17 protein-coding genes are annotated in these 23,210 nt (G+C 66.4%); 12 read left to right on the top strand and 5 right to left on the bottom strand.

Going from position 1 to position 23,210, the window contains the following annotated elements; translation table 11 throughout:
- Positions 1–2: 2 nt before the first annotated feature.
- Positions 3–2,576 (bottom strand): ATP-dependent helicase, encoded by a 2,574-nt coding sequence (locus BDOA9_RS32220; protein ID WP_025038074.1) that lies wholly within the window; start codon positions 2,574–2,576, stop codon positions 3–5.
- A gap of 237 nt (positions 2,577–2,813) precedes the next feature.
- On the opposite strand from BDOA9_RS32220, the gene BDOA9_RS32215 reads away from it, so the two are divergent.
- A complete protein-coding gene (locus BDOA9_RS32215) occupies positions 2,814–2,990 on the top strand; it encodes a DUF1328 domain-containing protein (RefSeq protein WP_025038073.1) in 177 nt (58 codons plus the stop codon).
- 173 nt (positions 2,991–3,163) lie between these two features.
- On the opposite strand, the gene BDOA9_RS32210 is transcribed toward BDOA9_RS32215, so the two are convergent.
- On the bottom strand, positions 3,164–3,670 hold the full coding sequence (locus tag BDOA9_RS32210; RefSeq protein ID WP_025038072.1) for a thioesterase family protein: 507 nt from the start codon (positions 3,668–3,670) through the stop codon (positions 3,164–3,166).
- An 86-nt stretch (positions 3,671–3,756) separates the two neighbouring features.
- Here BDOA9_RS32210 and BDOA9_RS32205 point away from each other — a divergent pair, with 86 nt between their 5' ends.
- From BDOA9_RS32205 to BDOA9_RS32195, 3 genes are all read left to right on the top strand, one after another.
- Entirely contained in the window at positions 3,757–5,181 is a 1,425-nt protein-coding gene (locus tag BDOA9_RS32205) for an FAD-binding oxidoreductase (RefSeq protein WP_025038071.1), read from the top strand.
- 100 nt (positions 5,182–5,281) lie between these two features.
- On the top strand, positions 5,282–6,571 hold the full coding sequence (locus BDOA9_RS39930; RefSeq protein WP_025038070.1) for a Spy/CpxP family protein refolding chaperone: 1,290 nt from the start codon (positions 5,282–5,284) through the stop codon (positions 6,569–6,571).
- 35 nt (positions 6,572–6,606) lie between these two features.
- Positions 6,607–6,966, top strand: a complete 360-nt coding sequence (locus tag BDOA9_RS32195) for a hypothetical protein (protein ID WP_025038069.1) — start codon at positions 6,607–6,609, stop codon at positions 6,964–6,966.
- A 51-nt stretch (positions 6,967–7,017) separates the two neighbouring features.
- Here BDOA9_RS32195 and BDOA9_RS32190 read toward each other — a convergent pair whose 3' ends face one another.
- Both BDOA9_RS32190 and BDOA9_RS32185 read right to left on the bottom strand, forming a co-directional pair.
- Positions 7,018–8,499: a caspase family protein gene (locus tag BDOA9_RS32190; RefSeq protein WP_025038068.1), complete on the bottom strand. Its 1,482-nt coding sequence runs from the start codon at positions 8,497–8,499 to the stop codon at positions 7,018–7,020.
- Between the two features lie 144 nt (positions 8,500–8,643).
- On the bottom strand, positions 8,644–9,564 hold the full coding sequence (locus BDOA9_RS32185) for a LysR family transcriptional regulator (RefSeq protein WP_025038067.1): 921 nt from the start codon (positions 9,562–9,564) through the stop codon (positions 8,644–8,646).
- Positions 9,565–9,661: 97 nt separating this feature from the next.
- Between BDOA9_RS32185 and BDOA9_RS32180 the strand changes: the two genes are divergently transcribed.
- From BDOA9_RS32180 to BDOA9_RS32165, 4 genes are all read left to right on the top strand, one after another.
- Positions 9,662–10,105, top strand: coding sequence for a DoxX family protein (locus tag BDOA9_RS32180; protein WP_025038066.1), 444 nt, complete (start codon positions 9,662–9,664; stop codon positions 10,103–10,105).
- A gap of 351 nt (positions 10,106–10,456) precedes the next feature.
- Positions 10,457–11,488: a TRAP transporter substrate-binding protein gene (locus BDOA9_RS32175; protein WP_025038065.1), complete on the top strand. Its 1,032-nt coding sequence runs from the start codon at positions 10,457–10,459 to the stop codon at positions 11,486–11,488.
- A gap of 22 nt (positions 11,489–11,510) precedes the next feature.
- Entirely contained in the window at positions 11,511–13,364 is a 1,854-nt protein-coding gene (locus BDOA9_RS32170) for a TRAP transporter large permease (RefSeq protein WP_025038064.1), read from the top strand.
- A 12-nt stretch (positions 13,365–13,376) separates the two neighbouring features.
- Positions 13,377–14,354: a hydroxyacid dehydrogenase gene (locus tag BDOA9_RS32165; RefSeq protein WP_025038063.1), complete on the top strand. Its 978-nt coding sequence runs from the start codon at positions 13,377–13,379 to the stop codon at positions 14,352–14,354.
- A gap of 6 nt (positions 14,355–14,360) precedes the next feature.
- Here BDOA9_RS32165 and BDOA9_RS32160 read toward each other — a convergent pair whose 3' ends face one another.
- Positions 14,361–15,527 carry an ABC transporter substrate-binding protein gene (locus BDOA9_RS32160; RefSeq protein ID WP_025038062.1) on the bottom strand — a complete coding sequence of 389 codons (1,167 nt, stop codon included), beginning with the start codon at positions 15,525–15,527 and terminating at the stop codon, positions 14,361–14,363.
- Between the two features lie 290 nt (positions 15,528–15,817).
- Here BDOA9_RS32160 and BDOA9_RS32155 point away from each other — a divergent pair, with 290 nt between their 5' ends.
- From BDOA9_RS32155 to rpsU, 4 genes are all read left to right on the top strand, one after another.
- Positions 15,818–18,250, top strand: coding sequence for a bifunctional diguanylate cyclase/phosphodiesterase (locus BDOA9_RS32155; protein ID WP_025038061.1), 2,433 nt, complete (start codon positions 15,818–15,820; stop codon positions 18,248–18,250).
- A gap of 212 nt (positions 18,251–18,462) precedes the next feature.
- Positions 18,463–19,758, top strand: a complete 1,296-nt coding sequence (locus BDOA9_RS32150; protein ID WP_025038060.1) for an MFS transporter — start codon at positions 18,463–18,465, stop codon at positions 19,756–19,758.
- A 138-nt stretch (positions 19,759–19,896) separates the two neighbouring features.
- Positions 19,897–22,497 (top strand): EAL domain-containing protein, encoded by a 2,601-nt coding sequence (locus BDOA9_RS32145; RefSeq protein WP_244521559.1) that lies wholly within the window; start codon positions 19,897–19,899, stop codon positions 22,495–22,497.
- A 408-nt stretch (positions 22,498–22,905) separates the two neighbouring features.
- Positions 22,906–23,181, top strand: a complete 276-nt coding sequence (gene rpsU / locus BDOA9_RS32140) for a 30S ribosomal protein S21 (protein ID WP_025038058.1) — start codon at positions 22,906–22,908, stop codon at positions 23,179–23,181.
- Positions 23,182–23,210 lie beyond the last annotated feature (29 nt).

Here is a 23,210-nt window from a genome sequence, read left to right as displayed (position 1 = left end):
CCTCACGCCCTTTGTACGAAACTGTCCACGACCTTCTTCTCGCCGGCCTTTTCGAAGGCGATGGTGAGCTTGTTGCCGTCGATCTTGGTGACGCGGCCATAGCCGAATTTCTGGTGGAAGACGCGGTCTTCCAGCGAGAATTCCGACGTCGTTCCGGTCGATTTGGCGACCAGCTCGCCTTCGATGGTCAGCGGTCCGCGGCGGCGCGAGGAGAAGCTGCCGAAATCGGGGCCGGATGACGAGGCGGTCGAGAATGTCGCGGCCTCTTCCTCGAAGCCGCCGCTTCTGCCGCCGCCGCGATTGCGGTTCGCCTGCGCGCGCTGCCAGCCCGGGGTCGAATAGCTGGAGCCGAACGCCTCCATGTCGTCGAAGCGCGAGGCGCCGTAGCCGCCGGTACCGCCCCAGGCCGATCCGCCCTTGGATTCCGTGATCTCGACATTGGCCGCCGGCAATTCGTCCAGGAAGCGCGACGGGATCGTGGTCGACCAGGTGCCGTGGATCCGCCGGTTGGTCGCGAAATAGATCTTTGCGCGGCGGCGGGCGCGGGTCAGGCCGACATGGCCGAGCCGGCGCTCTTCTTCCAACCCGGCGCGGCCCTGTTCGTCCAGGGTGCGCTGGCTCGGGAACAGGCCTTCCTCCCAGCCAGGCAGGAACACGTTGTCGAACTCGAGGCCCTTGGCCGAATGCAGCGTCATCAGCGACACCGCGTCGTCCTCGGCGCCACCCTCGCGGTCCATCACCAGCGAGATGTGCTCCAAGAACCCCTGCAGGTTCTCGAACTCCTCCATCGAGCGCACCAGCTCTTTCAGGTTCTCCAGCCGGCCCGCGGCGTCCGCCGAGCGGTCCTTCTGCCACATCTCGGTATAGCCGCTCTCGTCGAGCACGATCTGGGCGAGATCGGTGTGCGCGGTGACCTCGCGCTGGGCGCGCCAGCGGTCGAACTGGGCGACGAGATCGCGCAGCGAGCCGCGCGCCTTCGGCTTCAGCTCGTCGGTCTCGACCACGGCGCGGGCCGCCTCGAACAGGGGGATGCGGCGCTTGCGGGCGTGGTCGTGCAGCATCTGCACGGTGGCGTCGCCAAGCCCGCGCTTCGGCGTATTGACGATACGCTCGAAGGCGAGATCGTCGGCCGGCGAATTGATGACGCGCAAATAGGCCAGCGCGTCGCGGATTTCGGCGCGCTCGTAGAAGCGCGGGCCGCCGATGACGCGATAGGGTAGGCCGAGCGTGACGAAGCGGTCTTCGAACTCGCGCATCTGGTAGGAGGCGCGCACGAGAATGGCGATCTCGTTGAGCTTCTCGCCCTGGCGCTGCAGCTGCTCGATCTCCTCGCCAATGCCGCGCGCTTCCTCTTCCGAATCCCAGGAGCCGGTGACGGTGACCTTCTCGCCGTCCTGATCCTCGGTGCGCAACGTCTTGCCGAGCCGGCCTTCATTGTGCGCGATCAGGTGCGAGGCGGCGGCGAGGATGTGGCCGGTCGAGCGGTAGTTGCGCTCGAGGCGGATGACCTTGGCGCCGGGGAAATCGTGCTCGAAGCGCAGGATGTTATCGACCTCGGCGCCGCGCCAGCCATAGATCGACTGGTCGTCGTCACCGACGCAGCAGATGTTTTTGACGTGGGGCTTCTCGTTCGCGGCGGGCAGCGCAACATCATTATTGTCGTCATCACCGGGCCGACGCGAAGCGTCGAGACCCGGTGATCCATCTTCCGAAGAATCGATGGATTGCCGGGTCAAGCCCGGCAATGACGAGTTGGAAGACGGCGCCTGCGACAACAGCCGCAGCCACAGATATTGCGCGACGTTCGTGTCCTGGTACTCGTCGACCAGGATGAACTTGAAGCGCTGCTGGTATTGCCTGAGGATGTCAGGGTGCTCGCGGAAGATGCGGATGTTCTCCAGCAAGAGATCGCCGAAATCGGCCGCGTTCAGGATCTTCAGCCGCTCCTGGTAGCTCGCATAGAGCTTGCCGCCCTTGCCGTTGGCGAACATCGCGGCCTCGCCCGACGGCACCTGCGCGGGGCTCAGGCCGCGGTTCTTCCAGCCGTCGATCAAGCCCGCCAGCATGCGCGCCGGCCAGCGCTTCTCGTCGATGTTCTCGGCCTGGAGCAACTGCTTGAGCAGCCGGACCTGATCGTCGACGTCGAGCACGGTGAAGTTCGACTTGAGCTGCGCCAGTTCGGCATGGATGCGCAGGATGCGGCCGCCGATGGAGTGGAAGGTGCCGAGCCACGGCATGCCCTCGACGGCGTGGCCGAGCATCTGGCCGAGCCGGTGCTTCATCTCGCGCGCGGCCTTGTTGGTGAAGGTCACCGACAGGATCTCGGCGGGGCGGGCGCGGCCCTGGCTCAGGATGTGGGCGATCCGCGTGGTCAGGACGCGGGTCTTGCCGGTGCCGGCGCCGGCCAGCACGAGGACCGGGCCGTCCAGCGTCTCCACCGCCTCGCGCTGCTCCGGATTGAGCCCGGCGAGGTATTTCGGGCCCACCGAGGCGCGCGCACGCGCGGCGATGCCGCCGGCTGCGGGCTGGTGGTCGGGTACGGATGTGATCTTGCTCGGCTCGGTCATGCGAATCATCGGCCCCACGATGGCACCGCGGGGTGGTGGAAGGGAGCCTTCTTAACAGGGATTGGTGCCTATATGGGGCGCCGGGTGAGGGTTTTCCACGTGCGCGGCAGGCCGATTTGTTCCAGCTGACCCAGCGAATTTCGCTGCCGCCAGGGCCGGAACTATCGTTCCCGCGTCGAGATTGTCAGGACAGGTGGCGCGGCCAGCCGCGTCGATCGCAGACAACATCAAGACGAGGGTTTGACCATGCTAGGCTGGGTTGTGACGTTTCTGGTTATCGCACTGATCGCCGGCATCCTGGGCTTCGGCGGCGTCGCCGGCGCTTCGATCGAGATCGCCAAGATCATCTTCTTCATCGCAGTCGTTCTGTTCCTGGTCTCGGCCGTCGTCGGCCTCGCCCGCGGCCGCAGCACCAGGATATAGCGCAGCGTGTCCACCTCTCCCGTAGGGAGAGGTCGGATCGCATCGACAGATGCGATCCGGGTGAGGGGTTACAGGTCTCAGTGAGTGCTGCGGCCCCTCACCCGGATTGCTGCGCAATCCAACCTCTCCCCGACGGGGAGAGGTGAACACAAGCGTCCGCCGCATCCGGACTGCTATTTCTTCGAGGGCATCGCCACGCTCCGGCCGATGCCCTCGGGCCGCGTCAAGGCGCTGTGGGACTTGGCGACGCCGGCAATGCGCTGCTGGATATCAGGCGCAAACGGCGCGACGCGCCGCGCCTTCATGTCCATGTGCAGCGACATGTTCTCGGACGTCGCCGACAGCCAGCCCTCGGTGCCGTGCCGCATCTCCTCGAATGTGTGCAGCCGCTTGTCGTCGGCGTCCAGCAGCCACACCAGGATCTGCACGGGATCGCCGAGATGGATCTCGCGCAGATACCGGACGTGGCACTCGGCGGTGAAGGTCGAGCCGTGGCGCTCTTTCTTGTAGACCGGGCCAATCCCGAGCTCGAGCCAGAACTCGTCGATCGCCCGGTCGAACATCACGTTGTAATAGGCCATGTTGAGATGGCCGTTATAGTCGATCCATTGCGGCTCGATCTGCATGATCGAGGAGCGGAACGGCTCCGCATCGGGCGCTGTGGCGGCGGTCTCCGGCATGTGTCCTTCCCAAGCTATGCGTCCGGTCGCTTGACTTGACCGGTTTAATGTCCTTTGCCACGGTTCTTCTGTCGGGAGGAATGTCCGTGGGCACCACCATCACCAATAATCCGCCGCGGCCGGAGCCGAAAGCCCTCGCAAGCGCGCTGGAGCAGCTTGCCGCACGCTTCGGCAACCGCCTCATCACCTCGCAGGCGGTGCGCGAGCAGCACGGCCATACCACCACCTGGCTTCCCAACCAGCCGCCGGACGGCGTGGTGATGGCGCAGGAGACCGCCGACATCCAGGACGTGGTGCGGATCTGCGCGAAACATCGCGTCCCCGTCATTGCCTTCGGCACCGGCACCTCGCTGGAGGGCCAGGTCAATGCGCCCGCCGGCGGTATCTCGATCGACCTGCGCGACATGAACAAGGTGCTCGCGGTGCATGCCGAGGACCTCGACTGCGTGATCCAGCCCGGCGTCACCCGCAAGGCGCTGAACGAGCATCTGCGCGACCAGGGCCTGTTCTTCCCGATCGATCCCGGCGCGGATGCCTCGCTCGGCGGCATGGCCTCGACCCGCGCTTCCGGCACCAATGCGGTGCGCTACGGCACCATGCGCGACAGCGTGCTGGCGCTGAAAGTGGTGCGCGGCGACGGCGAGATCATCACCACGGGCACGCGCGCCAAGAAATCGTCGGCGGGCTACGACCTCACGCATCTGTTCGTCGGCGCCGAAGGCACGCTCGGCATCATCTCGGAATTGACCATCCGCCTGCGTGGCATCCCCGAGACGATCGCGGCCGGCGCGGTGTCGTTCGAGACCGTCCACGGCGCCTGTCAGGCCGTGATCCTGGCGATCCAGACCGGCATTCCCGTGGCGCGCATCGAGCTGCTCAATGCCGCGCAGGTGAAGGCCTGCAACGCCTATTCCAAGCTGACGCTGCCGGAGACGCCGCTGCTTCTGATGGAATTCCACGGCAGCGAGATCGAGGTCGCCGAGCAGTCCAAGGCCTTTGGCGAGATCGCAAAAGAGTGCGGTGGCGGCGATTTCTCCTGGACCACCAAGCCGGAGGACCGCACCAAGCTGTGGCAGGCGCGGCACGACGCCTATTGGTCGGTGAAGGCGCTGCGGCCCGGCGACAGCATCGGCGTGGTCGCGACCGACGTCTGCGTGCCGATCTCGCGGCTCGCCGACTGCGTCGGCGAGACCGAGGAGGATCTCAAGCGTCTCAATCTGCTGTCGCCGATCGTCGGCCATGTCGGCGACGGCAATTTCCACTGCTCGCTGGTGTGCGACACCAACGACGCCGACGAGATGGCGCGCGGCGAGGAGTTCATGCACCGCTTGGTCGAGCGCGCGCAGGCGATGGACGGCACCTGCACCGGCGAGCACGGCATCGGCCAGGGCAAGCAGAAATATCTCGAGGCCGAGCTCGGCCCCGAGGCGCTCGATGCGATGCGCGCGCTGAAGCAGGCGCTCGACCCGCTCAACATCTTCAATCCCGGCAAGATCGTGCCGGAGGCGTAAGGCCGCGCGCTCCGAATTGGGAACTTTCGGCAATCCTGTCGGTTCCAATTCCCGCCAAGTTCCGATGCCTCAATGGCAGGGCTGCGCGCGGGAGGGTGCGATGGTGCGACCGGTCGTTGGAATTGCCGCAATCGCCTTTGCCTGCATGCTGGCGGGTGCGGCGGTGGCGAAGGGCGGACATGGAGGTGGCCATGGAGGTGGGCATGGCGGCGGGCGCGGCGGCGGTCACGGCGGCCATGTCCGTGGACACGGCGGCGGGCATGCGCATGGCGGGCATCATCGCGCCATCCGGTTCACCACCGCTGCCCGGCGCGGCGGCCCCAATTTCGGTCAGATCCGCAATGCCGCGATACGGCCGGCGAACTTCCGCAACGCCTGGAACGCCGGCGCATTCCGCAACGGCCGGCTGATCAGCAATCCGGCCGCCCGCGCGCAGATCGCCGCGGCGGCCGCGCTCGCCGGCTGGAGCGGTGCAAGCAGCGGATGGTGGCAACACCCGGGTGGCGGCTATGGCTGGGTCGGGCCGCTGTTCTGGCCGTTCGCCTACAACGACCTCTACGATTACACGATCTGGGGCGACGGGCTCGGCTTCTGGGGCTACGGCTATCCGGACATCTATGCCGGCATTTTCGGCCCCTACGGCTATGATCGCCTGTCGGCCTATGTGCCGCAGCAGCCGCAAGGACGGCGGCGGGCGCGCAGCGCGCCGCTCGATCAGCTTTGCGGCAGCGACCGCCGCGCCATCGTCAGCCTGCCGATCGATCAGATCGCAGCCGCGGTGCAGCCGACGGATGCACAAGGCGCCGCTCTCGATGCGCTCGGCAACGCCTCGGTCGACGCGGCAGCCCTGATCCGCACCTCCTGTCCGACGCAGGCCGCAGCGACGGCGCCCGGCCGGCTCGCCGCCATGCAGCAGCGTGTCGAGGCGATGCAGAAGGCCGTCGACCTGGTCCAGCCGACGCTCGAGACGTTCTATGGTTCGCTCAACGACGAGCAGAAGGCGCGCTTCAACGCGCTTGCCGACGATCAGCGTCGGGCCGCGGCATCGAACAATGCGGGCGGATCCTCGGTGCAGACTTGCAGCCCGTCCGCCGCGTTCGAGTGGCCCGGCGCCACGATCGAGGACAGACTTCGACCCAACGACACCCAGCGCGCGGCGCTCCAGGTGCTCCAGGACACCAGCGCCAAAGTCAGCGCTTCGCTCAAGGCGTCCTGCGAGCCCAATGAGGTGATGACGCCGCCGGCCCGCATGGCCGCGATCCGCAAGCGCCTCGAAACGATGCTGGACGGGATCAAGTCGGTGCGGGCGGCGCTCGAGGATTTCTACGCCACGCTGAACGACGAGCAGAAGGCGCAGTTCGAGGCGATCGGCCCGCGCCGGATGTCCTGAACGGCGCGAGCAATCGAAGACCATTGGTGGAGCAAATGAACTGGTTCGCGAGGCGAAAGCCGGCAGACATCTGGGACGAGCCGATCGGGGCGCCGCTCGGCGACATCGAAGCCGCCGACCGGATTCGCAACATCTGCCAGGCTGCGCGGGCGATCGCCGAAGCCGCCGACGCTTCGGCGCCGACGCGCGAGCGTTATGAGCGCGCAGCCCGCACTGCCATGGAGATCGCGATGAAGATCTCCGACGATCTGATGCGCGACGACGCCGTGCGCCGCATCGTCGATCTCTGCATGAAGGCCGAGGACATCAAGACGGCGCAGATCCTGTCGCGTGCAATCCAGGCAGGCTGGATTCGAGAAGCCGTGCTCCAGGACTACCCGGTGCTGTCGCAATGAGTTCGGCTCGCGCGATGGGCGCGAGCCGAATGCTGCGTGTGCCGGACCGGCTCAATATCTGCGGTAGCCACCGCTGTTATGGTCGCCGCCGCGGCCACCCATTCCCATGCCGAGGCCGATCCCTACGCCGATGCCGATGCCTTGCATCACGGCCTCCGGCGGCGGGCCGCGATCCGGCGGCGGCGCACGCTCGTAGACCACTTGCTCGGACGGCGGCCGTCGCTTGGGCGGCGTCTCGACCACCTTGCGCTTCGGCGGGGTCTCGTCGACGCGCTTCTTGATCACGGGCGGGACCGACGGGTTGACCGGCGTTGCCGGCGTCGCGGGCGTCGAACACGGGCAGGTCGGCGCCATCGCGACCGCGACGGGCGTCGTTGCGGCGGCGACGGGCACGGCGTAGTTGCGGTTCTGCACGCGCAGCAGCAGCCGGCGCGCGGTTGCCGCGAGATCGCTGTTGTCCCAGTTCGCCAGATAGGCTTCGAACGAGGCGCGGGTGTTGATGGCGGTGGCACGCTCCCACGCCAGCATCTGGCGACGCCGCTCCAGCACCGTGCGAAGGCGCGGGGTGCGGGTGTCCTGGGCGTACAGCTCGATATAGGCCTGGTACGCCTCCACCGTGTCCTCGGTGATCACGAGCTCATAGGCGACCATGGCCGGCTTGCCCTGCAACGTCTTGCGCCAGTCTTCGACGCTGCGCGTCCCCCCGGCGAGCGCCATCGCGTTCGCGCCGGGAAGCGCGGGCGTGTTGCCGCTGCTCTCGCCGAAGAACCTGAAATCGGTGGTCAGCGAGGAGCTTTCCCAGGGGATCTGCCGCCCGTCGGTCGATTGCGCCACGGCGACGCGGATGCGCTTGAACACTTCCTCGATCGGCAGGTTCGGCTGCTTGGCAATGGTCAGCGCAGCCGTGGTGTAGGGACTGTCGATGCCGCTGCCGTCCTCGGCCTCGGCGCCGGGCGAGGTCGAATAGGAGATGAAGGAGCCGGGCGCGCCGGCCTTGGTGTCGACGATCGCAAGGCCGTGGCCGGCGCCGCTGAGCGCGGGGAACGGGTTGTTGCGGCAGGCATCGAGCATGAAGATGCGCGCCCGCGTCGGCAGCGCGCCGAGCGTGTTGAGCATGTCGTTCAGCCGCACGCCCTGCAGCGGGATGTCGGCCTCGCGCTTGGGGTCGAGATCGACGGGCACCAGATAGTTCTCGCCGTCGATCTGCAGGCCGTGGCCGGCATAGAACACCAGCGCGACGGTGTCGGCACCGCTGGCACTGACCTTGCCGGCGAAGTCGGAGATCGCCGCGCGCATCTCGGTCTGCGCCAGATTGGCCGCCGTGGTGACGGTGAAGCCGGCACTGCCGAGCAGCTCCGTCATGCCCTTGGCGTCGTTGGCGGCGTTGGGCAGCTCCGGCACGGTGCGATAGGCCGATTGGCCGATCACCAGCGCAAGCCGCGCTTCGGCGGCCGCCTCCGTCGGCGTCATCAATTGGGTGAGCGCGAGAAGACCGGACGCAAGAAGCAAATTCGAAAAGACTGGACGGCGCATGATGTCACCTCCACGGCAATGCGCACGATGATGTCACTTTTTCTAGGTCTGTGCCATGACACTGTCTGTGCGCTGGCTCACGTTGGGCGTGCGACAAAATCGGGCAGTGGCTCTGCCGGAGCTGGCGCGTCCAGCCGTGCCCAGTCACGGCAGTCCGCGGTCCCATGGAGCCACTGGCGCAAAGCGCGCGGCGAGAAAGTCGATGAAGGCGCGCACCTTGGCCGGTGGGCGGCGATCGGGCAGGTAGACCGCATGCACCGCCGACGTCTGGATCTCCGGCTGGTCGAGCGGGAGCGTGACGAGCGCGCCCGAGCGAAGATCGTCGGCGATGATGAAGGTGGGCTGCCGCGCAAGGCCAAGGCCGGAAAGCGTCGCCGCGCGCAACGCATCGCCGTTGTTGGCCCGCAAGGTGCCGTTGACCTGGACGCGGATCTCGCCCTCGGCGCCGAACAGCCATTCCGCCGCGCTCGCCTGCTGCGAGAGCGTGTAGCCGAGGCAATTATGCCCGGCGAGGTCGGCGACGCTGCGCGGCGTCCCGTGCCTGGCAAGATAGGAAGGTGCGGCACAGACCACGAGGCGGTTCGGTGCGAGCTTCCGCGCCACCATGCTGGAGTCGCGCAGGCTGCCGATGCGGATCGCAAGATCCCAGCCTTCCTCGGCGAGGTCGACGAGGCGATCGTTGAGGCCGAGCTCGACGGTGACCTCGGGATGGGCTGCCGAAAACTCCGCGATCGCAGGCGCAATCTGCCTCGTGCCGAACACGACGGGGACGTTGACGCGCAGCAGCCCGCGCGGCTCGATGCGTTCGCGCGCGATGGCGGCATCGGCAGCCTCCATGTCGGCGAGAATGCGTTCGGCGGATTCAAGATAGCTACGTCCAGCCTCGGTGATGGAGAGCCGTCGGGTCGTGCGGTGGAACAATTTTGTGCCGAGCCGCGCCTCCAGCGAGGCGACGTGCTTGGTGACCATCGTCTGCGACAGGTTCATGGCCCGGGCCGCACCGGAGAGGCTGCCGGCCGCGGCAACCTTCGCGAAAACCTCCAGGCTGGTCAGGCGGTCGAGCAAAGCCCGTCTCACTCCATTGGTGTGAGGTATATTTCGAAAATAGCAGATTATCATCGATTTGAGAATAGATCATGGTGCGTCGCAAAGGAGACCCGCCATGATCGATTCCCGGACCGCCCCCTACGCCGCGCTGGTGCTGCGCGTGACCCTGGGCGCGCTGTTCCTCGCCCATGCCAGCCTGAAGCTGTTCGTGTTCACACCCGCCGGTACAGCAAAGTTCTTCGGCAGCCTCGGTTTCCCGCCCGAGCTCGCCTATCTCATCATGACCGTGGAAGTGCTCAGCGGCGTCGCTCTGATCCTCGGCGTCTGGACCCGCTATGCGGCGCTCGCGGGCATTCCGATCCTGCTCGGCGCGATCTTCTCGGTGCACGGCGCGGCCGGCTTCTTCTTCAGCAATCCGAAGGGTGGCTGGGAATTCCCCGCCTTCTGGGCGATCGCACTCGCGGCGCAAGCCCTGCTCGGCGACGGCGCCTATGCGCTGCGTCCCTCGCGTGATGTCGCTGCGGCGAGCGGCCAACTCAGCGGCGCGCACTCGCGCTGAGATCACTGCATTCGCTGAAGCCTTGCGGGCCGCGGGGTCACGATCCCGCGGCTTTCGGCATTCCATTTCGTTCCAGTCGATCAATCTGCGTTCGGCATTGATCCATACCTGAATTGGATCGATCCCTCTCAATCCTGCATGGCAGGACCTGTCGCTGCCCGCGGCATGCGCGAAAACACCGCTAAATAAAGGCATTCCGTCGCGGTTACCGCAGAGCGCCTGTCGCTCGTGCCGTCGCGACGCCATCGGCCGCATCGCTTGCCTGTGTCGTCGCTTTGGCCATACAGTCGAACCAACACGCCGCGACAACGATCGCGGCTGCAAAAAGAATAATTTGGGAGAAGCCGCACCATGACCATCGTGTCCGTGAACCGTCGCGCGTTCATCAAGTCATCGGCGGCGGTCACCGCCGGCATTGTGCTCTCTCCCGCCATCATCGGCCGCGCTGAAGCTGCGACGCTGAAGCTGAAATGCTCCTCCTCGTTGCCGAACGATCCCAAATACGCCAATGGCCGCGTCTACTACGACAATTTGGTCAAGAACCTCAGGGGTAACGGCCTCGGCGAGCAGGTCGAGGTCGCTTTCTTTCCCGACAACCAGCTCGGTCAGGAGATCGACGTCATCAATTCGGTGAAGCTCGGCGTTATCGATCTCATGGTGTCGGGCTCGTCGATCTCGGCCAATCTGGTGCCGCTGGTCGGCACCTTCGATCTCGGCTTCCTGTTCTCGAGCTTCCCGCAGCAGACCAAGGCGTTCGAGGCGGGCGCTGCCAAGCCGATCGAGGACGCGCTGCTCAAGGGCGGCAACATCCGCATCATCGCCTGGGCCTATAATTTCGGCTCGCGCAGCGTGCTGGCGAAGAAGCCGGTGAAGACGCCGGAGGATCTCGCCGGCCTCAAGATCAGGACGCTGCCCAATCCAGTCATCACCGAATGCCTGCGCCTGATGGGCGCCGCCGCGACGCCGCTGGCGTTCGGCGAGATCTACACGGCCTTGCAGGCCGGCGTGCTGGACGGCCTGGAGCACGATCCGCCGACGATCCTCGCCAGCAAGTTCTTCGAAACGTCGAAGTTCTACGGGCTGACCCAGCACAATTTCTCGCCGCTCGCGATCTATTTCAGCGACATGACGTACAACCGCATGGATCCGAAGCTGCGCGAGGGTTTCCTCGATGCGGCCAGGAAGGCCGCGGCCGACACCCGTGCCCATGGCCTCGCAGTCGAGAAGGAGGCGCTGGCGGCCTTGACCGAGAAGGGCGTGACGGTGGCCGAATGCGACCGCGAAGCGTTCAAGAAGCGCGTCGCGCCGCAACACGAGAACTTCATCAAGGCGCGGCCGGAGTCCAAGGCCGTCATCGACGTCGTCCGCGCGACGCAAGCTTGATATGACCAAATCTGACGTGGCCATGTCAGCTGCCGTGCCCCTGTTGGGCGGCCGCCACGGCAGCATCAGCTTGCTGCTTCGCGTCAGCGACGCGATCGCGGCCGCTTTGCTCGCGGCCGATCTCGTGGTCGTCTGCGCCTCCGTGCTGCTGCGCTTCTTCTTCAACGCGCCGGTCGAATGGTCCGACGACGTCGCCCGCGGCTTGATGGTCGGCTCGGCCTTCTTCGGCGCGGCGAGCGCACTCGCGCGCGGCGAGAATGTCGGCGTCTCCTTCTTCCGCGATCTCCTGCCGGTGCGGCTGCGCGCGCTGGTCGATGCCGCCGGCGCGCTGCTGATCGTGCTGATCTCCGGCTACGTCGCCTACAACGCGATCAAGCTGGGCTCGCTCACATCAGGCCAAACCACCGGCTCCGGCCTGCCGCTGGAACTGACCTTCTATCCCATGGGCGTCGGCGCGCTGTTCATGACGTTGTTCGCAATCGATCATCTCTGCGCGAGGCCGCTGCCCGATATCGTCAGGGGATTCGTTGCCATCCTCGTCGTGACGGGCCTCTACTTCGGCTGGGATCATCTGTCGCCGTCCTCGGTGCCGTCGGCGGGCACCCTGATGATAGTCGGCTTCTTCGCCACCCTGTTCGGCGGGCTGCCGATCGGCTTTGCGCTGGCGCTGGCCGCACTGATCTTCATCTGGGTCGAGGGCGCACTGCCCGGCGTCATCTTCGCCCAGCAGATGGCACGCGGCATCGACAATTTCGTGCTGCTGGCGATCCCCTTCTTCATCCTCGTCGGCTATCTCATGGAAGCCAACGGCATGTCGGTGCGGCTGATCGAGCTGTTGCAGCGCGCCGTGGGCCGCATGCGCGGCGGTCTCAATGTCGTGATGGTGGCCTCGATGGTGCTGTTCTCCGGTATCTCCGGCTCGAAGATGGCCGACGTCGCCGCGGTCGGCTCGGTGCTGATCCCGGCCGCGCGCCGCTCCAAGCAGAACCCGGGCGGCGCGGTGGCGCTGCTGGCGGCCTCTGCGGTGATGGCGGAGACGATCCCGCCCTGCATCAACCTGATCATTCTCGGCTTCGTTGCCAATCTGTCGATCGGCGGCCTGTTCGTCGCAGGGCTGCTGCCGTCGGCGCTGATGGCGCTGGTCCTGATCGCGGTGTCCATCATCTTCGGCAAGCGGCCGGACAAGGTCGAGGACGTCGAGCCGCAGATGCCGGTGTCGGGGCTGTGGAGCGGCGCGATCGCATCCTTCGGCCTGATCTTCATGATCTTCTTCGGCTTCAAGAGCGGCTTTGCCACGGCCACGGAGATCTCGGCCTTCGCGGTGGCCTATGCGCTGGTCGTCGGCAGCGTGGTGTTCCGCGAGCTCGGCTTCAAAACGGCCGCGCACAGCTTCGTGCAGGCGGCGACGCGCGCGGGGCTGGTGCTGTTCATCGTCGCAGCCGCGCAGTCGCTGGCGTTCACGCTGACCTTGCAGCAGGTGCCGCATGCGGTCGGCGACTTCATGCTGGGCCTCTCCAAGACCTCCGGCGTCTGGCTGTTCATCCTCTTGGCGATCGCCGTCTTGATCGTGATGGGCTCGGTGCTGGAGGGCGCGGCCGCGCTGATCATCTTCGGACCGCTGCTGCTGCCGGTTGCGGTGCAGCTCGGCGTCGATCCCCTGCATTTCGGCGTCGTGCTCGTCATCGCGATGGGTATCGGCCTGTTCGCGCCGCCGCTCGGGCTCGGCCTCTACGGCGCCTGCCTGATCGGCAACGTGCCGATCGAGCAGACGGTGAAGCCGATCATGGGCTATCTTGGCTTGCTGTTTCTCTGCCTGCTCGTCATCGCCTTCGTGCCATGGCTCTCGACCGCGCTGCCGCGGGCATTCGGCTATTGAAGGAGTCCTGTCGTGAAGGTCCTGCTCGCGCACACCCCGGAGATGCGGCGCAATTACTACGGCGATCGCAGCCTGAACGGCCTGCGCGCGGCCGCCGAGGTGATCCTGCACGAGAGCGACGAGACTCTGGACGCCGCCGGCCTCGTGCGCGCCGCCAAGGATGCCGACATCATCGTCGCCGACCGCATGACGGAAGGGCGCGGCGAGACATTCGCGCAATTGCCGCGTCTGCGAGCCTTCGTCCGCTGCGCCGTCGACATCCGCAACGTCGACGTGGATGCGGCCTCGCAAGCCGGCGTGCTGGTGACCCGCGCTGGGCCCGGCTTCGTGCAGGCCGTGGCCGAGCTCGCGCTCGGCTTCATGGTCGATCTCTCCCGTGGCGTGTCGCGAACGACCGCAGATTACCAGGCCGGCCGCAAGCCGGAAGCACGGATGGGCCGCCAACTCGCCGGCAGCCGGATCGGCATCATCGGCTACGGCAGCATCGGCCGCTACCTCGCCGAGATCGCCAAGGTGATGCGCATGGAGGTGCTGGTTGCCGATCCCTTTGCGACCGTCAGCGATGCCGCGATCCGGCAGGTCGGGCTCGACGAGCTCCTCGGCGCCTCGGACTATGTCGTCTGCCTCGCCATCGCCAATGAGCAGACCGAGAACCTGATCGGGGAGGCGGCGCTGGCGCGCATGCAGAAGCATGCCGTCTTCATCAATCTCTCGCGCGGCAATCTGGTCGACGAGGCCGCGCTGGCCCGCGCGCTGCGTGAGGGCCGCATCGCCGGCGCCGCCATGGATGTCGGCCGCGCACCGGACCAGATGCCGACGCCCGAGCTTGCCAAGCTGCCGAACGTCATCGCGACGCCGCATGTCGGCGGCCTGACGCCGCAAGCCATCGAGTACCAGTCGCTGGAGACCGTGCGGCAGGTCGAGGCCATCGCGAGGGGGGAAATCCCGCAAGGCGCCGTCAACGCCGATCGCTGGACTCGGCGGCGGTGAAGAGCCCTAAAGCCGGTCCACGGCCTTGAACGTCCCGTCCTTCTGGATCACCGTCAGGAACACCTTCGGCGGCGCGTCGAGCATGCGTGTGCCGACGGTGAAGATGCTCCCGCTGATGTCGAAGCGGCCGGTATCGTTGATGGCGCGCAGCAGGCTCGCGCGGGTCGGGTTGGGGCCGGCCTTTTCCAGCGCGGCGGCCGCAAGGCGCCCTGACAGATAGCCTTCCAGCGACACGAAGTCCGGCGTCAGCGTCGGGTCGAACGCCTTCTGCGCCGCCTGGTAGTCGGCGACCAGCTTGAGCGAGCGGTCCCAGGGAAACGGCACCACCTGCGAGACGATGACGCCTTCGCCCTCCGGGCCGAGTTCGGCGGCGAGCGCATTGGCGCCGACGAAGGAGATGTTGACGAAGGTTGGACGAGCGCCGCTGCGGCGGACGAGCTTGATGAACTCCGCGCACGGTCCATAGGTCCCGACCATGACGATGGCTTCGGGGTCGGCGCGCCTGATCATGCGCCAGGCCTGGCCGACCGCGCGGGTGTTGCGCTCGAAAGTGCCTTCGGCGGCGAGCTCGAGCCCGCGCCTGGCGAGCGCCCGCTTCACGCCGACAAGCCCGTCGCGGCCGAAGGAATCGTCCTGGTAGAAAATGCCGATGCGGGTGAGCTTGCGATCCTCGGTGAGATGCTTGATCCAGGCCTCCGCCTCGGCGCTGTAGCTCGCGCGGATGTTGACGACGTTCGGAAGTTCGAGATCGCGCAGGAACTCGGCGCCGGTGAACGGGCCGATGAAGGGCACGTTCCTGGAGCCGGTGATCGGTATCGTCGCCATGGCGGTCGGCGTGCCCACCGCGCCGATCAGCGCGAACACCTTGTCGTCGTCGATCAGGCGCAGGGTCTGCGCCACCGAACGGTCGGGATCGTAGCCATCGTCGCGGCTGATGAGCTGGAGCTTGCGGCCATGAATGCCGCCCTTGGCGTTGACCTCTGCGAAGGCGGCGACGATGCCTTGCCGCATGCGCTGCCCCAGCGCGGAGGAGGGGCCTTCCAGCGCCGCGGCCTGGCCGAACAGGATCGCATCCTCGCTGATGCCGGCCTCGTTGCCCCTCGCCGCCAGCGTGGTCGCGATTAGAAGCGCGATGGTCAGGACGACGGATCTCGCTGATCGAAATCGATGCATCGGGAGGCCTTGCCGGATCATTTGGAAGAAACCTTGCGCAACATAGCGTTACGAGCCTGAATAGCTCGCTAAGCGGCACGGCGCAGAACGTCCGTAGTATTCCGGGCAAAACCGGTAACATATTTCCAGAATGCGGGGATCGTTCGGGCACTTCGTTAACTAGTTTCCGCATTGCGGAACGACTGCTGTCCAAAATTGTGCAGTTCTTAACCGCGGTCTTGTTCCGATAGCAGGGCCGGCACCTCAACCAGAGGTTCGGTTCGTCGCGGACAAGGGACGGCGGCTTCAAGATGGACGGTCGCGATCAGAATGATCAGGATCGGAGGCGCAGCGGCGGATGGTGGCGCGCCGCGCCGCTGCTCGGGCTCTACCGGCCTGCGCTCGTCGCGGTCGGCATCGGTCTGCTGTTCTCGGTCCTGGGCGCTGCCGCGGTGGCGCGGTGGGAAGATCGCGTCAACAGAATCGAGTTCGAGAACGCGGCCGAGACCCAGGCGATCGTCATGCAGAACGGCATGAACGAGTACATATCGAGGCTTCTCGCGCTGCGAACCCTGTTCGAATCCACCAACGAAGAAGTCACCCGCAGCGAATTCGAGACCTTCAGCGCCCGCCTGTTCGAGCGTCACCCCGGTATGCTGCGTATTGCCTGGCTGCCGCGCGTCAGCCGCAAGGAGCGTGCGGAATACGAAGCCGCCGCGATCAGGGACGGCTTGTCGGGCTATCGCATCAAGTCGCTCCATGGCGAGAGCTTTGCCACCGCGCCGCAGGGCGACGAATATTTTCCGGTGTTCTACTCGACGCGGCCGAAGACCTCGTCGGTTTACGGCATGGACTACACCACCGTTCCGGAGCGTCGGGCGGTGCTGGAGCGCGCGCGCGACAACGACCGCGTCGCGGCCCTCCGCACGCGCCTGTTCGAGCCAAAAGAGGGCGGCGGCTCGGTGCCCGACGTCCTCGTCGCCGTTCCCGTCTACGCCAAGGGAACCTCGCGCGAGGAGATCGCCGATCGGCGCCGAAATCTCGCCGGCTTCGTGATCGGCATCTTCGACCTGCCCATGCTGATCCAGTCCATTCGGGTGACCACCGGAGCAAGCCCCGCAGTCAGCATGAACGTTTACCCGCCCTTCACGGCGCAGATCGTCAGCCTGGAGCATATGCTGCCGGATTATGCGTCCGCCGCTTCGGCGCCGCAGTCGATGCGGGACGTCGCGAGCTCGCGGCACTGGTCGGGCAACCTCAGGATCGGCGACACCGACTGGCAGGTGAGAGCGGTTCCAACCGCCGGCGGTCCGCTGGCGACGACTTACGACCGGGCGGTCGCGGTCCTCGTCGTCGGCATGCTGCTGACGCTGTCGCTGTCGACCTACCTGATGCTCGCCAGCCGCAATTCGCGGCGGCTGTCGCTGGCGAACCGGCGGGTGCTCGAGCTTGCCCAGACCGACATCCTCACTGGATTGCCGAACCGCGCCTTCTTCCTCACCAGGCTCGACGAGATGAACAGACGGTTGAGCGTGAGGGGCCGGCCCTTCACGATCCTGATGCTCGACCTCGACCGCTTCAAGAACGTCAACGATTCCCTCGGCCACGCGGCCGGCGACGCGCTGCTGCGCCAGGTGGCGCAGCGGCTGAAATCCGCACTGCGCGCCAACGACGTGCTGGCGCGGCTCGGCGGTGACGAATTCGCCATCATCCAGGAGGCCGGCGAGGACCAGCGCACCTGCTCGACCGAACTGGCGGCGCGGATCGCCAAGCTCGTGAGCAAGCCGTTCCTGCTGCCCGGCCACCGCGTCGAGATCGGCACCAGCGTCGGCATCGCGATTGCGCCGGATCATGGCAGCGATCAGGAGCAGCTGCTGAAGAAGGCGGATCTGGCGCTCTATCGATCGAAATCGGCCGGTCGCAACTGCTTCACGATCTATGATGAAGCGATGTCGGCCGAGCTGGAGGCGCGCAACACCCTCGAAGGAGATCTGCGCGACGCCATCGCCCGCTGCCAGCTGGAAGTACACTACCAGCCGTTCGTCGATGCCCTCAGCGGCGCACGACGCGGCTTCGAGGCGCTGGTGCGCTGGCGGCATCCGACGCGCGGCCTGATTCCGCCGGACCAGTTCATTGCGCTTGCCGAGGAGACCGGGCTGATCGTGCCGCTCGGCGAATTCGTGCTGCGGCGCGCCTGCGCGGATGCGGCCGGCTGGCCCGCCGATCTCATGGTCGCCGTCAACCTGTCGCCGATCCAGTTCAAGGAAGCCGAGTTGTTCGACATGATCTGCGCGGCGCTCGCCGATTCCGGCCTGCCGCCGCAGCGGCTCGAGATCGAGATCACGGAATCCGTGCTGCTGGAGCGCGGCAGCGAGAACCACGCCTTCATGGAAAGGCTGAAGCAGCTCGGCGTCGAGCTCGCGCTCGACGATTTCGGCACCGGCTATTCCTCGCTCAGCTACCTGACCGCGTTCCCGTTCGACAAGATCAAGATCGACAAGTCGTTCATTCGCAACCTGACCCAGCAGCCGCGCTCATCCGCCATTATCTCCTCGATCGTGACGCTGGCGCGCGGACTGGACATGTCGGTCACGGCCGAAGGCGTCGAGACGCGCGAGGAGTTCGACCGGCTGAAGGCGCTCGGCGTCAATTTTGCGCAGGGCTACCTGTTCGGCCGGCCGCATCCGATCGAGCGGGTCCTGTTCGACGCGCCGGTCAAATCCTCACGGCTCGACGCCGCCTGAGCGCGCGCCTCGTCCTTCGAGACGACCGCTTCGCGGTCTCCTCAGGATGAGGCTAAGAGGCATCGGTGTCCGTTGAAACTGCCGCTGCGCACTCCGGCCTCATCCTGAGGAGCCCGCCAAAGGCGGGCGTCTCGAAGGATGGCCGCGAGAAAACCGCTTGACCCCGCCGTCCCCAGATGGTCCGAAGGATCGTCCAGGGATGAAACAAAAAAATGCGGCTTCCGTTCTTCTACGGCTGGGTCGTCGTCGCCGTGACCTTTGTCACCATGGCGATCGGCGTCAACGCGCGCACCGCCTTTTCGCTATTCTTTCCGCCCATCATCGCCGAGTTCGGCTGGGAGCGCGGCGTCACCGCCGGCGCCTTCTCCTTCGGTTTCGTAGTGTCGGGCGTGGTCAGCCCGCTGATCGGCCGCCTGATGGATCGCGCCGGTCCGCGCGCGGTGATGGAGCTCGGGGTCGTGCTGATGGGCGGCGGTCTGCTGCTGGCGCCGCTGACCAGCGCGCCGTGGCACCTCTATGTCACCATCGGCGTCATGGTCGGCGCCGGCAGCGTCTGTCTCGGCTATTCCGGCCAATCGCTGTTCCTGCCGAACTGGTTCATCCGCAAGCGCGGCTTTGCCATCGGAATCGCTTTTGCCGGCGTCGGTATCGGCTCGGTGACGCTGCTGCCATGGGCGCAGCACCTGATCGAGCAGACCGGCTGGCGCACCGCCTGCACCGCGATGGGCCTGCTCGTCCTGATCGCGCTGGCGCCGATCAACCTGCTGCTGCACAAGCGTCCCGAGGACATCGGCCTCCAGCCGGACGGCGATGCCGCCCCGGCCGCGGGCGCGGCAAAGCCGGTCTCGAACGTGGTCGATCCGGTCTGGGTCAACACCGAGTGGACGCTACGGCGCGCCGTCGCGACCGCGCGGTTCTGGTGGATCGCGCTCGGCTATTTCTGCGGCCTGTACATCTGGTACGCGGTGCAGGTGCACCAGACCAAATTCCTGCTCGACGTCGGCTTCAGCTCCGGCGTTGCAGTGTGGGCGCTCGGCATGGTCAGCCTGCTCGGCATTCCCGGCCAGATCGTGCTGGGGCACGTCTCCGACCGCATCGGCAGGGAGTGGGTGTGGGCGATCAGCTGTGCGGGTTTCGTCGTCTGCTTCGCCGCGCTGATCGCGCTGAAGTATCAGGCTTCGCTCTGGCTGGTTTATCTGATGGTGTTCACGCAAGGCGCGCTCGGCTACGGCCTCACCTCGATCATGGGCGCGGTGGTGTTCGAGATCTTCCAGGGCAGGCACCAGGGCAGCATCTTCGGCACGATCATGCTCGCTGCGCTGGCGGGCGGTGCGGCCGGACCGTGGCTGACCGGCGTTCTTTATGATCGCGCCGGCGACTACACGCTGGCTTTCGCGCTCGCCATGGTCGTGAGCGGGGTGTCGGCGCTCGCGATCTGGCGGGCGGCGCCGGGCAAGGTGAGGGCCGTGGCCGGCCGGCTGCACAAGCTCGAAACGGGGTCCGAATAGGTCCAGGACGCTTCAAGATACCTTCGGCGTTTTCGCGAAGCGTTAATCATGCCGCCTCTTGGCGCGGCGCGGCGGAATTGCAAAAACGTCTTGGACACCATCGGAGCGTTAACCTCTCGCCGATTGCCGCATTTCCCGATGCCGCCGGTTCAGACCATGCTCGCCTCCGATCACCATGCGACAGAAATTCCTGACGTGCTGCGCGCCGCGCTCGAGCGCGCCGACGACGGCATCGTCATCGTCGATGAGGCGCATCGCATTACCCATTTCAACCCCGCCGCGGAGCGGATCTGGAAGCTCGCCGCCGCCGAGGTGCTCGGCCGCGACGCCGCCGTCCTTACCCTCGAATGTCTCAAGGCCGGCGCGACCGCGGATCTCCGCGAGGAGATCAGCCTTGTACGGCGCGACGGCAGCCGCATCAAGGCGCAGGTCGCGATGTGGTCGGCGACGGTCGACGGAGCGACCCATCGCATCGTGTTCGCGCGCGACGTTACCCTCGATGCCGAACGCCGCGCCAGGATCGGACTTCTCCACGCGGTCTCCGACCAGACCAATCGCGCGGTCATCATCACAGACGTGGAAGAGAAGATCGTCTACGTCAACTCCGCGTTCACGGCGCTGTTCGGCTATGGCAGCGAGGAGGCCGAAGGCCGCCGCGCCGGCGAGCTCATTGCCGGCCGCCACACCGATCGCAAGGCGGTTGCGTTGCTCGTCAAGCGGCTGATGCGTGGCGGGCATCGCGCCGAGGTCGAGGTGCTCGCCTACGACAAGGATGGTGAGGAGATCTGGGTCTCCGCCCGGATCGACGCCTTCCGCGACAAGAAAGGCCGGGTCAAGCACCTCTTCGCGCTGGTCGAGGATATCACCGAATCCCGGCAGCTGCGCTCGCTGCAGCAGCTGATCATGGCGGCGCTCGCCGACGAGGCGCCGATCACCGAGATTGCCGATCGGCTGTGCCGCCGCGTCGAGCAGATCGCGCCCGGCGTCGTCTGTTCGCTGCTGCACGTCGATGCCGCCGGCCTGCTCCATCCGCTGGGCGGTCCGAGCTTGCCCGAGGACTATTCCCGCTCGCTCGACGGCATCGCGATCGGTCCCGAGGTCGGGACGTGCGGAACCGGAGCCTTCTACGGAATTCCGATTCTGGTCGCCGACATCGATGCCGATCCGCGCTGGCAGCCCTACAAGGCGCGGCCGCTCGAAGTGGGCTTGCGCGCCTGCTGGTCGACGCCGATCAAGGCCAAGGACGGCCGGGTCATCGGCACCTTCGGGTTCTATTATCGCGAACCGCGGGCGCCGAGCAGATGGCACCGCCAGATCGTCGATGCCTGCGTCAACCTCGGCGCGTTCGCGATCGAGCGCAAGGAGGCGCGCGCCGAAATCGCGCGGCTCGCCTATCACGACATGCTCACCGGCCTGCCGAACCGCGCGCGGCTGCGCCACCTGATCGCGACCGCGATCGATGCCTGTCCGACCGGAGGCCATGTCGCGCTCGCCTTCCTCGACGTCGATCATTTCAAGGACGTCAACGACACGCTCGGCCACGCCGCCGGCGACGAGCTCTTGATCCTGCTCGCGCAGCGCCTGCGCGAGCAGATCGGTCCCGACGACATGCTGGGACGGCTCGGCGGCGACGAATTCGTCATCCTGCTGCCGCAACGCAATGCGCAAGACGCCGAGCGCATCGCGGCCGGGATCACCGAGGCCCTGTCCGCACCGTTGCGGCTCGGATCGAAGCTGATGCCGATGTCCGCCAGCATCGGCATCAGCCTCTATCCCGATCACGCCACCGACATCGACACATTGATGCAGCAGGCGGATGCCGCGATGTACATGGCCAAGCAGGCCGGACGCTCGACGCATCGCATCTTCAGTGCCGAGATGAGCGTGCTCGCCGAGCAGCGGCTGGCGCTGATCGCGGCGCTGCGCCGCGCCGTCGCGGAGGGCGCGCTGAGCCTCAGCTACCAGCCGCAGATCCGCAGCTGCGACGGCGCGATCCACGGCGTCGAGGCGCTGGCGCGCTGGCGCGATGCCGTGCTCGGCGACGTCTCGCCGGCAAAGTTCATCCCGCTCGCCGAGGAATGCGGCCTGATCGAGCAGATCGGCCTGTGGTCCGTGCGCGAGGCCTGCCGCCAGATGGCGAGCTGGCGTCGCGCCGGGCTCGACATTCCCTGCGTCTCGGTGAACCTGTCCCCGATCAATTTCCGCAACGTCACGCTGGCCGCGCGGCTCAAGGACATCCTGGCCGAGCACGATCTGCCGCCCGACGCGCTGATGCTGGAGATCACCGAGGGCGCGTTCATGCAGGACGGCGCCGCGGCGCTGGAGACGATGAACGCGATCCGCGAGCTCGGCGTCGGTCTCTCGGTGGACGATTTCGGCACCGGCTATTCCAGCCTCAGCCGGCTCGCGCATCTGCCGATCCGCGAGCTCAAGATCGACCGCAGCTTCATGCGCGACATCGAGCGTGACGCTGGCGCGCTCGCGATCGCCACCGCCGTGATCCGCGTCGGCCAGGGCCTCGGCATGAGCGTGGTCGCCGAGGGGGTCGAGACCGAGGGGCAGCGCAACACGCTGGCCGAGCTCGGCTGCGACATCGTCCAGGGCTTCCTCTACGCACCGGCGCTGCCGCCGGTCGCCTTCGAGCACTGGCTGATCGAGCACTGCGCCGAGCAGGCGAGGGCGATGCTGGGGCGGCTGGATGTTGCGGTGGACAAGGCTGCTGTGAAGCAGTCGGCCTAGCGGCTTTGAGCGATACTGCACGATCGCGGCATGGATGGCTCGCCAGAACGACAGGCTCAGCCTGCCCGAGGCAATCGGCCGCTTGGTCGGGCACGATCTGCACTCCCCGCAACGACTAAACCCGCTCAATCCCGGGATCGAGCGGGCAAGGCGACCGTTCCAGTACATCCGTGAAACGGCGCAGCGATCTCAAGCCAGCGATCTGCGAGCAAGGGATTATCGATTGACAGTGCAGCACGACGGTGGTCACGTGACGCCACCAAGATGCTCGCTGTGACAAGCAGATCGGCTCGTCCGAAGCCGCGACGAATGTCGCGGCCACTATCCTCACACATCGCAATGAAGCTCCTGCGCAATCGGCTGCCCTGCAGGACATATCGCATTCGCAGCCCGAGCCAGGAGGATCAATTGCACGTACTCGTCAGAGACAACAATGTTGAGCAGGCGCTCCGCGTTCTCAAGAAGAAGATGCAGCGCGAAGGCGTCTTCCGGGAAATGAAGCAGCGACGGTCCTACGAAAAGCCGTCGGAGAGAAAGACCCGCGAGAAGTCCGAGGCCATTCGCCGCGCCCGCAAGCTCGCTCGCAAGCAGGCGATCAGGGAAGGATTGCTGCCCGCACCACCGAAGAAGAAGCCTTTCGAGCGCAAGCCGCCCTTGCCGGAAATCAAGGCGAGGCCGGAGTAGCAACGATCTGCTTTCCGGACCTCGCCGCG

Origin of the sequence: Bradyrhizobium sp. DOA9, from assembly GCF_000617845.2 — a bacterium.
Classification (GTDB): domain Bacteria; phylum Pseudomonadota; class Alphaproteobacteria; order Rhizobiales; family Xanthobacteraceae; genus Bradyrhizobium.
The sequence above is the reverse complement of the archived record's forward strand: the minus strand, read 5'-3'. Positions and strand labels throughout refer to the sequence as shown.

Bases quoted from the DNA above. Each gene is read 5' to 3' on its own strand.
- BDOA9_RS32155 (WP_025038061.1), top strand. From the start codon at position 15,818: ATGGACGGTCGCGATCAGAATGATCAGGATCGGAGGCGCAGCGGCGGA.
- BDOA9_RS32170 (WP_025038064.1), top strand. From the start codon at position 11,511: ATGTCAGCTGCCGTGCCCCTGTTGGGCGGCCGCCACGGCAGCATCAGC.
- BDOA9_RS32195 (WP_025038069.1), top strand. From the start codon at position 6,607: ATGAACTGGTTCGCGAGGCGAAAGCCGGCAGACATCTGGGACGAGCCG.
- BDOA9_RS32150 (WP_025038060.1), top strand. From the start codon at position 18,463: ATGCGGCTTCCGTTCTTCTACGGCTGGGTCGTCGTCGCCGTGACCTTT.
- BDOA9_RS32210 (WP_025038072.1), bottom strand. From the start codon at position 3,670: ATGCCGGAGACCGCCGCCACAGCGCCCGATGCGGAGCCGTTCCGCTCC.
- BDOA9_RS39930 (WP_025038070.1), top strand. From the start codon at position 5,282: ATGGTGCGACCGGTCGTTGGAATTGCCGCAATCGCCTTTGCCTGCATG.
- BDOA9_RS32160 (WP_025038062.1), bottom strand. From the start codon at position 15,527: ATGCATCGATTTCGATCAGCGAGATCCGTCGTCCTGACCATCGCGCTT.
- BDOA9_RS32145 (WP_244521559.1), top strand. From the start codon at position 19,897: ATGCCGCCGGTTCAGACCATGCTCGCCTCCGATCACCATGCGACAGAA.
- BDOA9_RS32180 (WP_025038066.1), top strand. From the start codon at position 9,662: ATGATCGATTCCCGGACCGCCCCCTACGCCGCGCTGGTGCTGCGCGTG.
- BDOA9_RS32220 (WP_025038074.1), bottom strand. From the start codon at position 2,576: ATGATTCGCATGACCGAGCCGAGCAAGATCACATCCGTACCCGACCAC.
- BDOA9_RS32215 (WP_025038073.1), top strand. From the start codon at position 2,814: ATGCTAGGCTGGGTTGTGACGTTTCTGGTTATCGCACTGATCGCCGGC.
- BDOA9_RS32175 (WP_025038065.1), top strand. From the start codon at position 10,457: ATGACCATCGTGTCCGTGAACCGTCGCGCGTTCATCAAGTCATCGGCG.
- BDOA9_RS32190 (WP_025038068.1), bottom strand. From the start codon at position 8,499: ATGCGCCGTCCAGTCTTTTCGAATTTGCTTCTTGCGTCCGGTCTTCTC.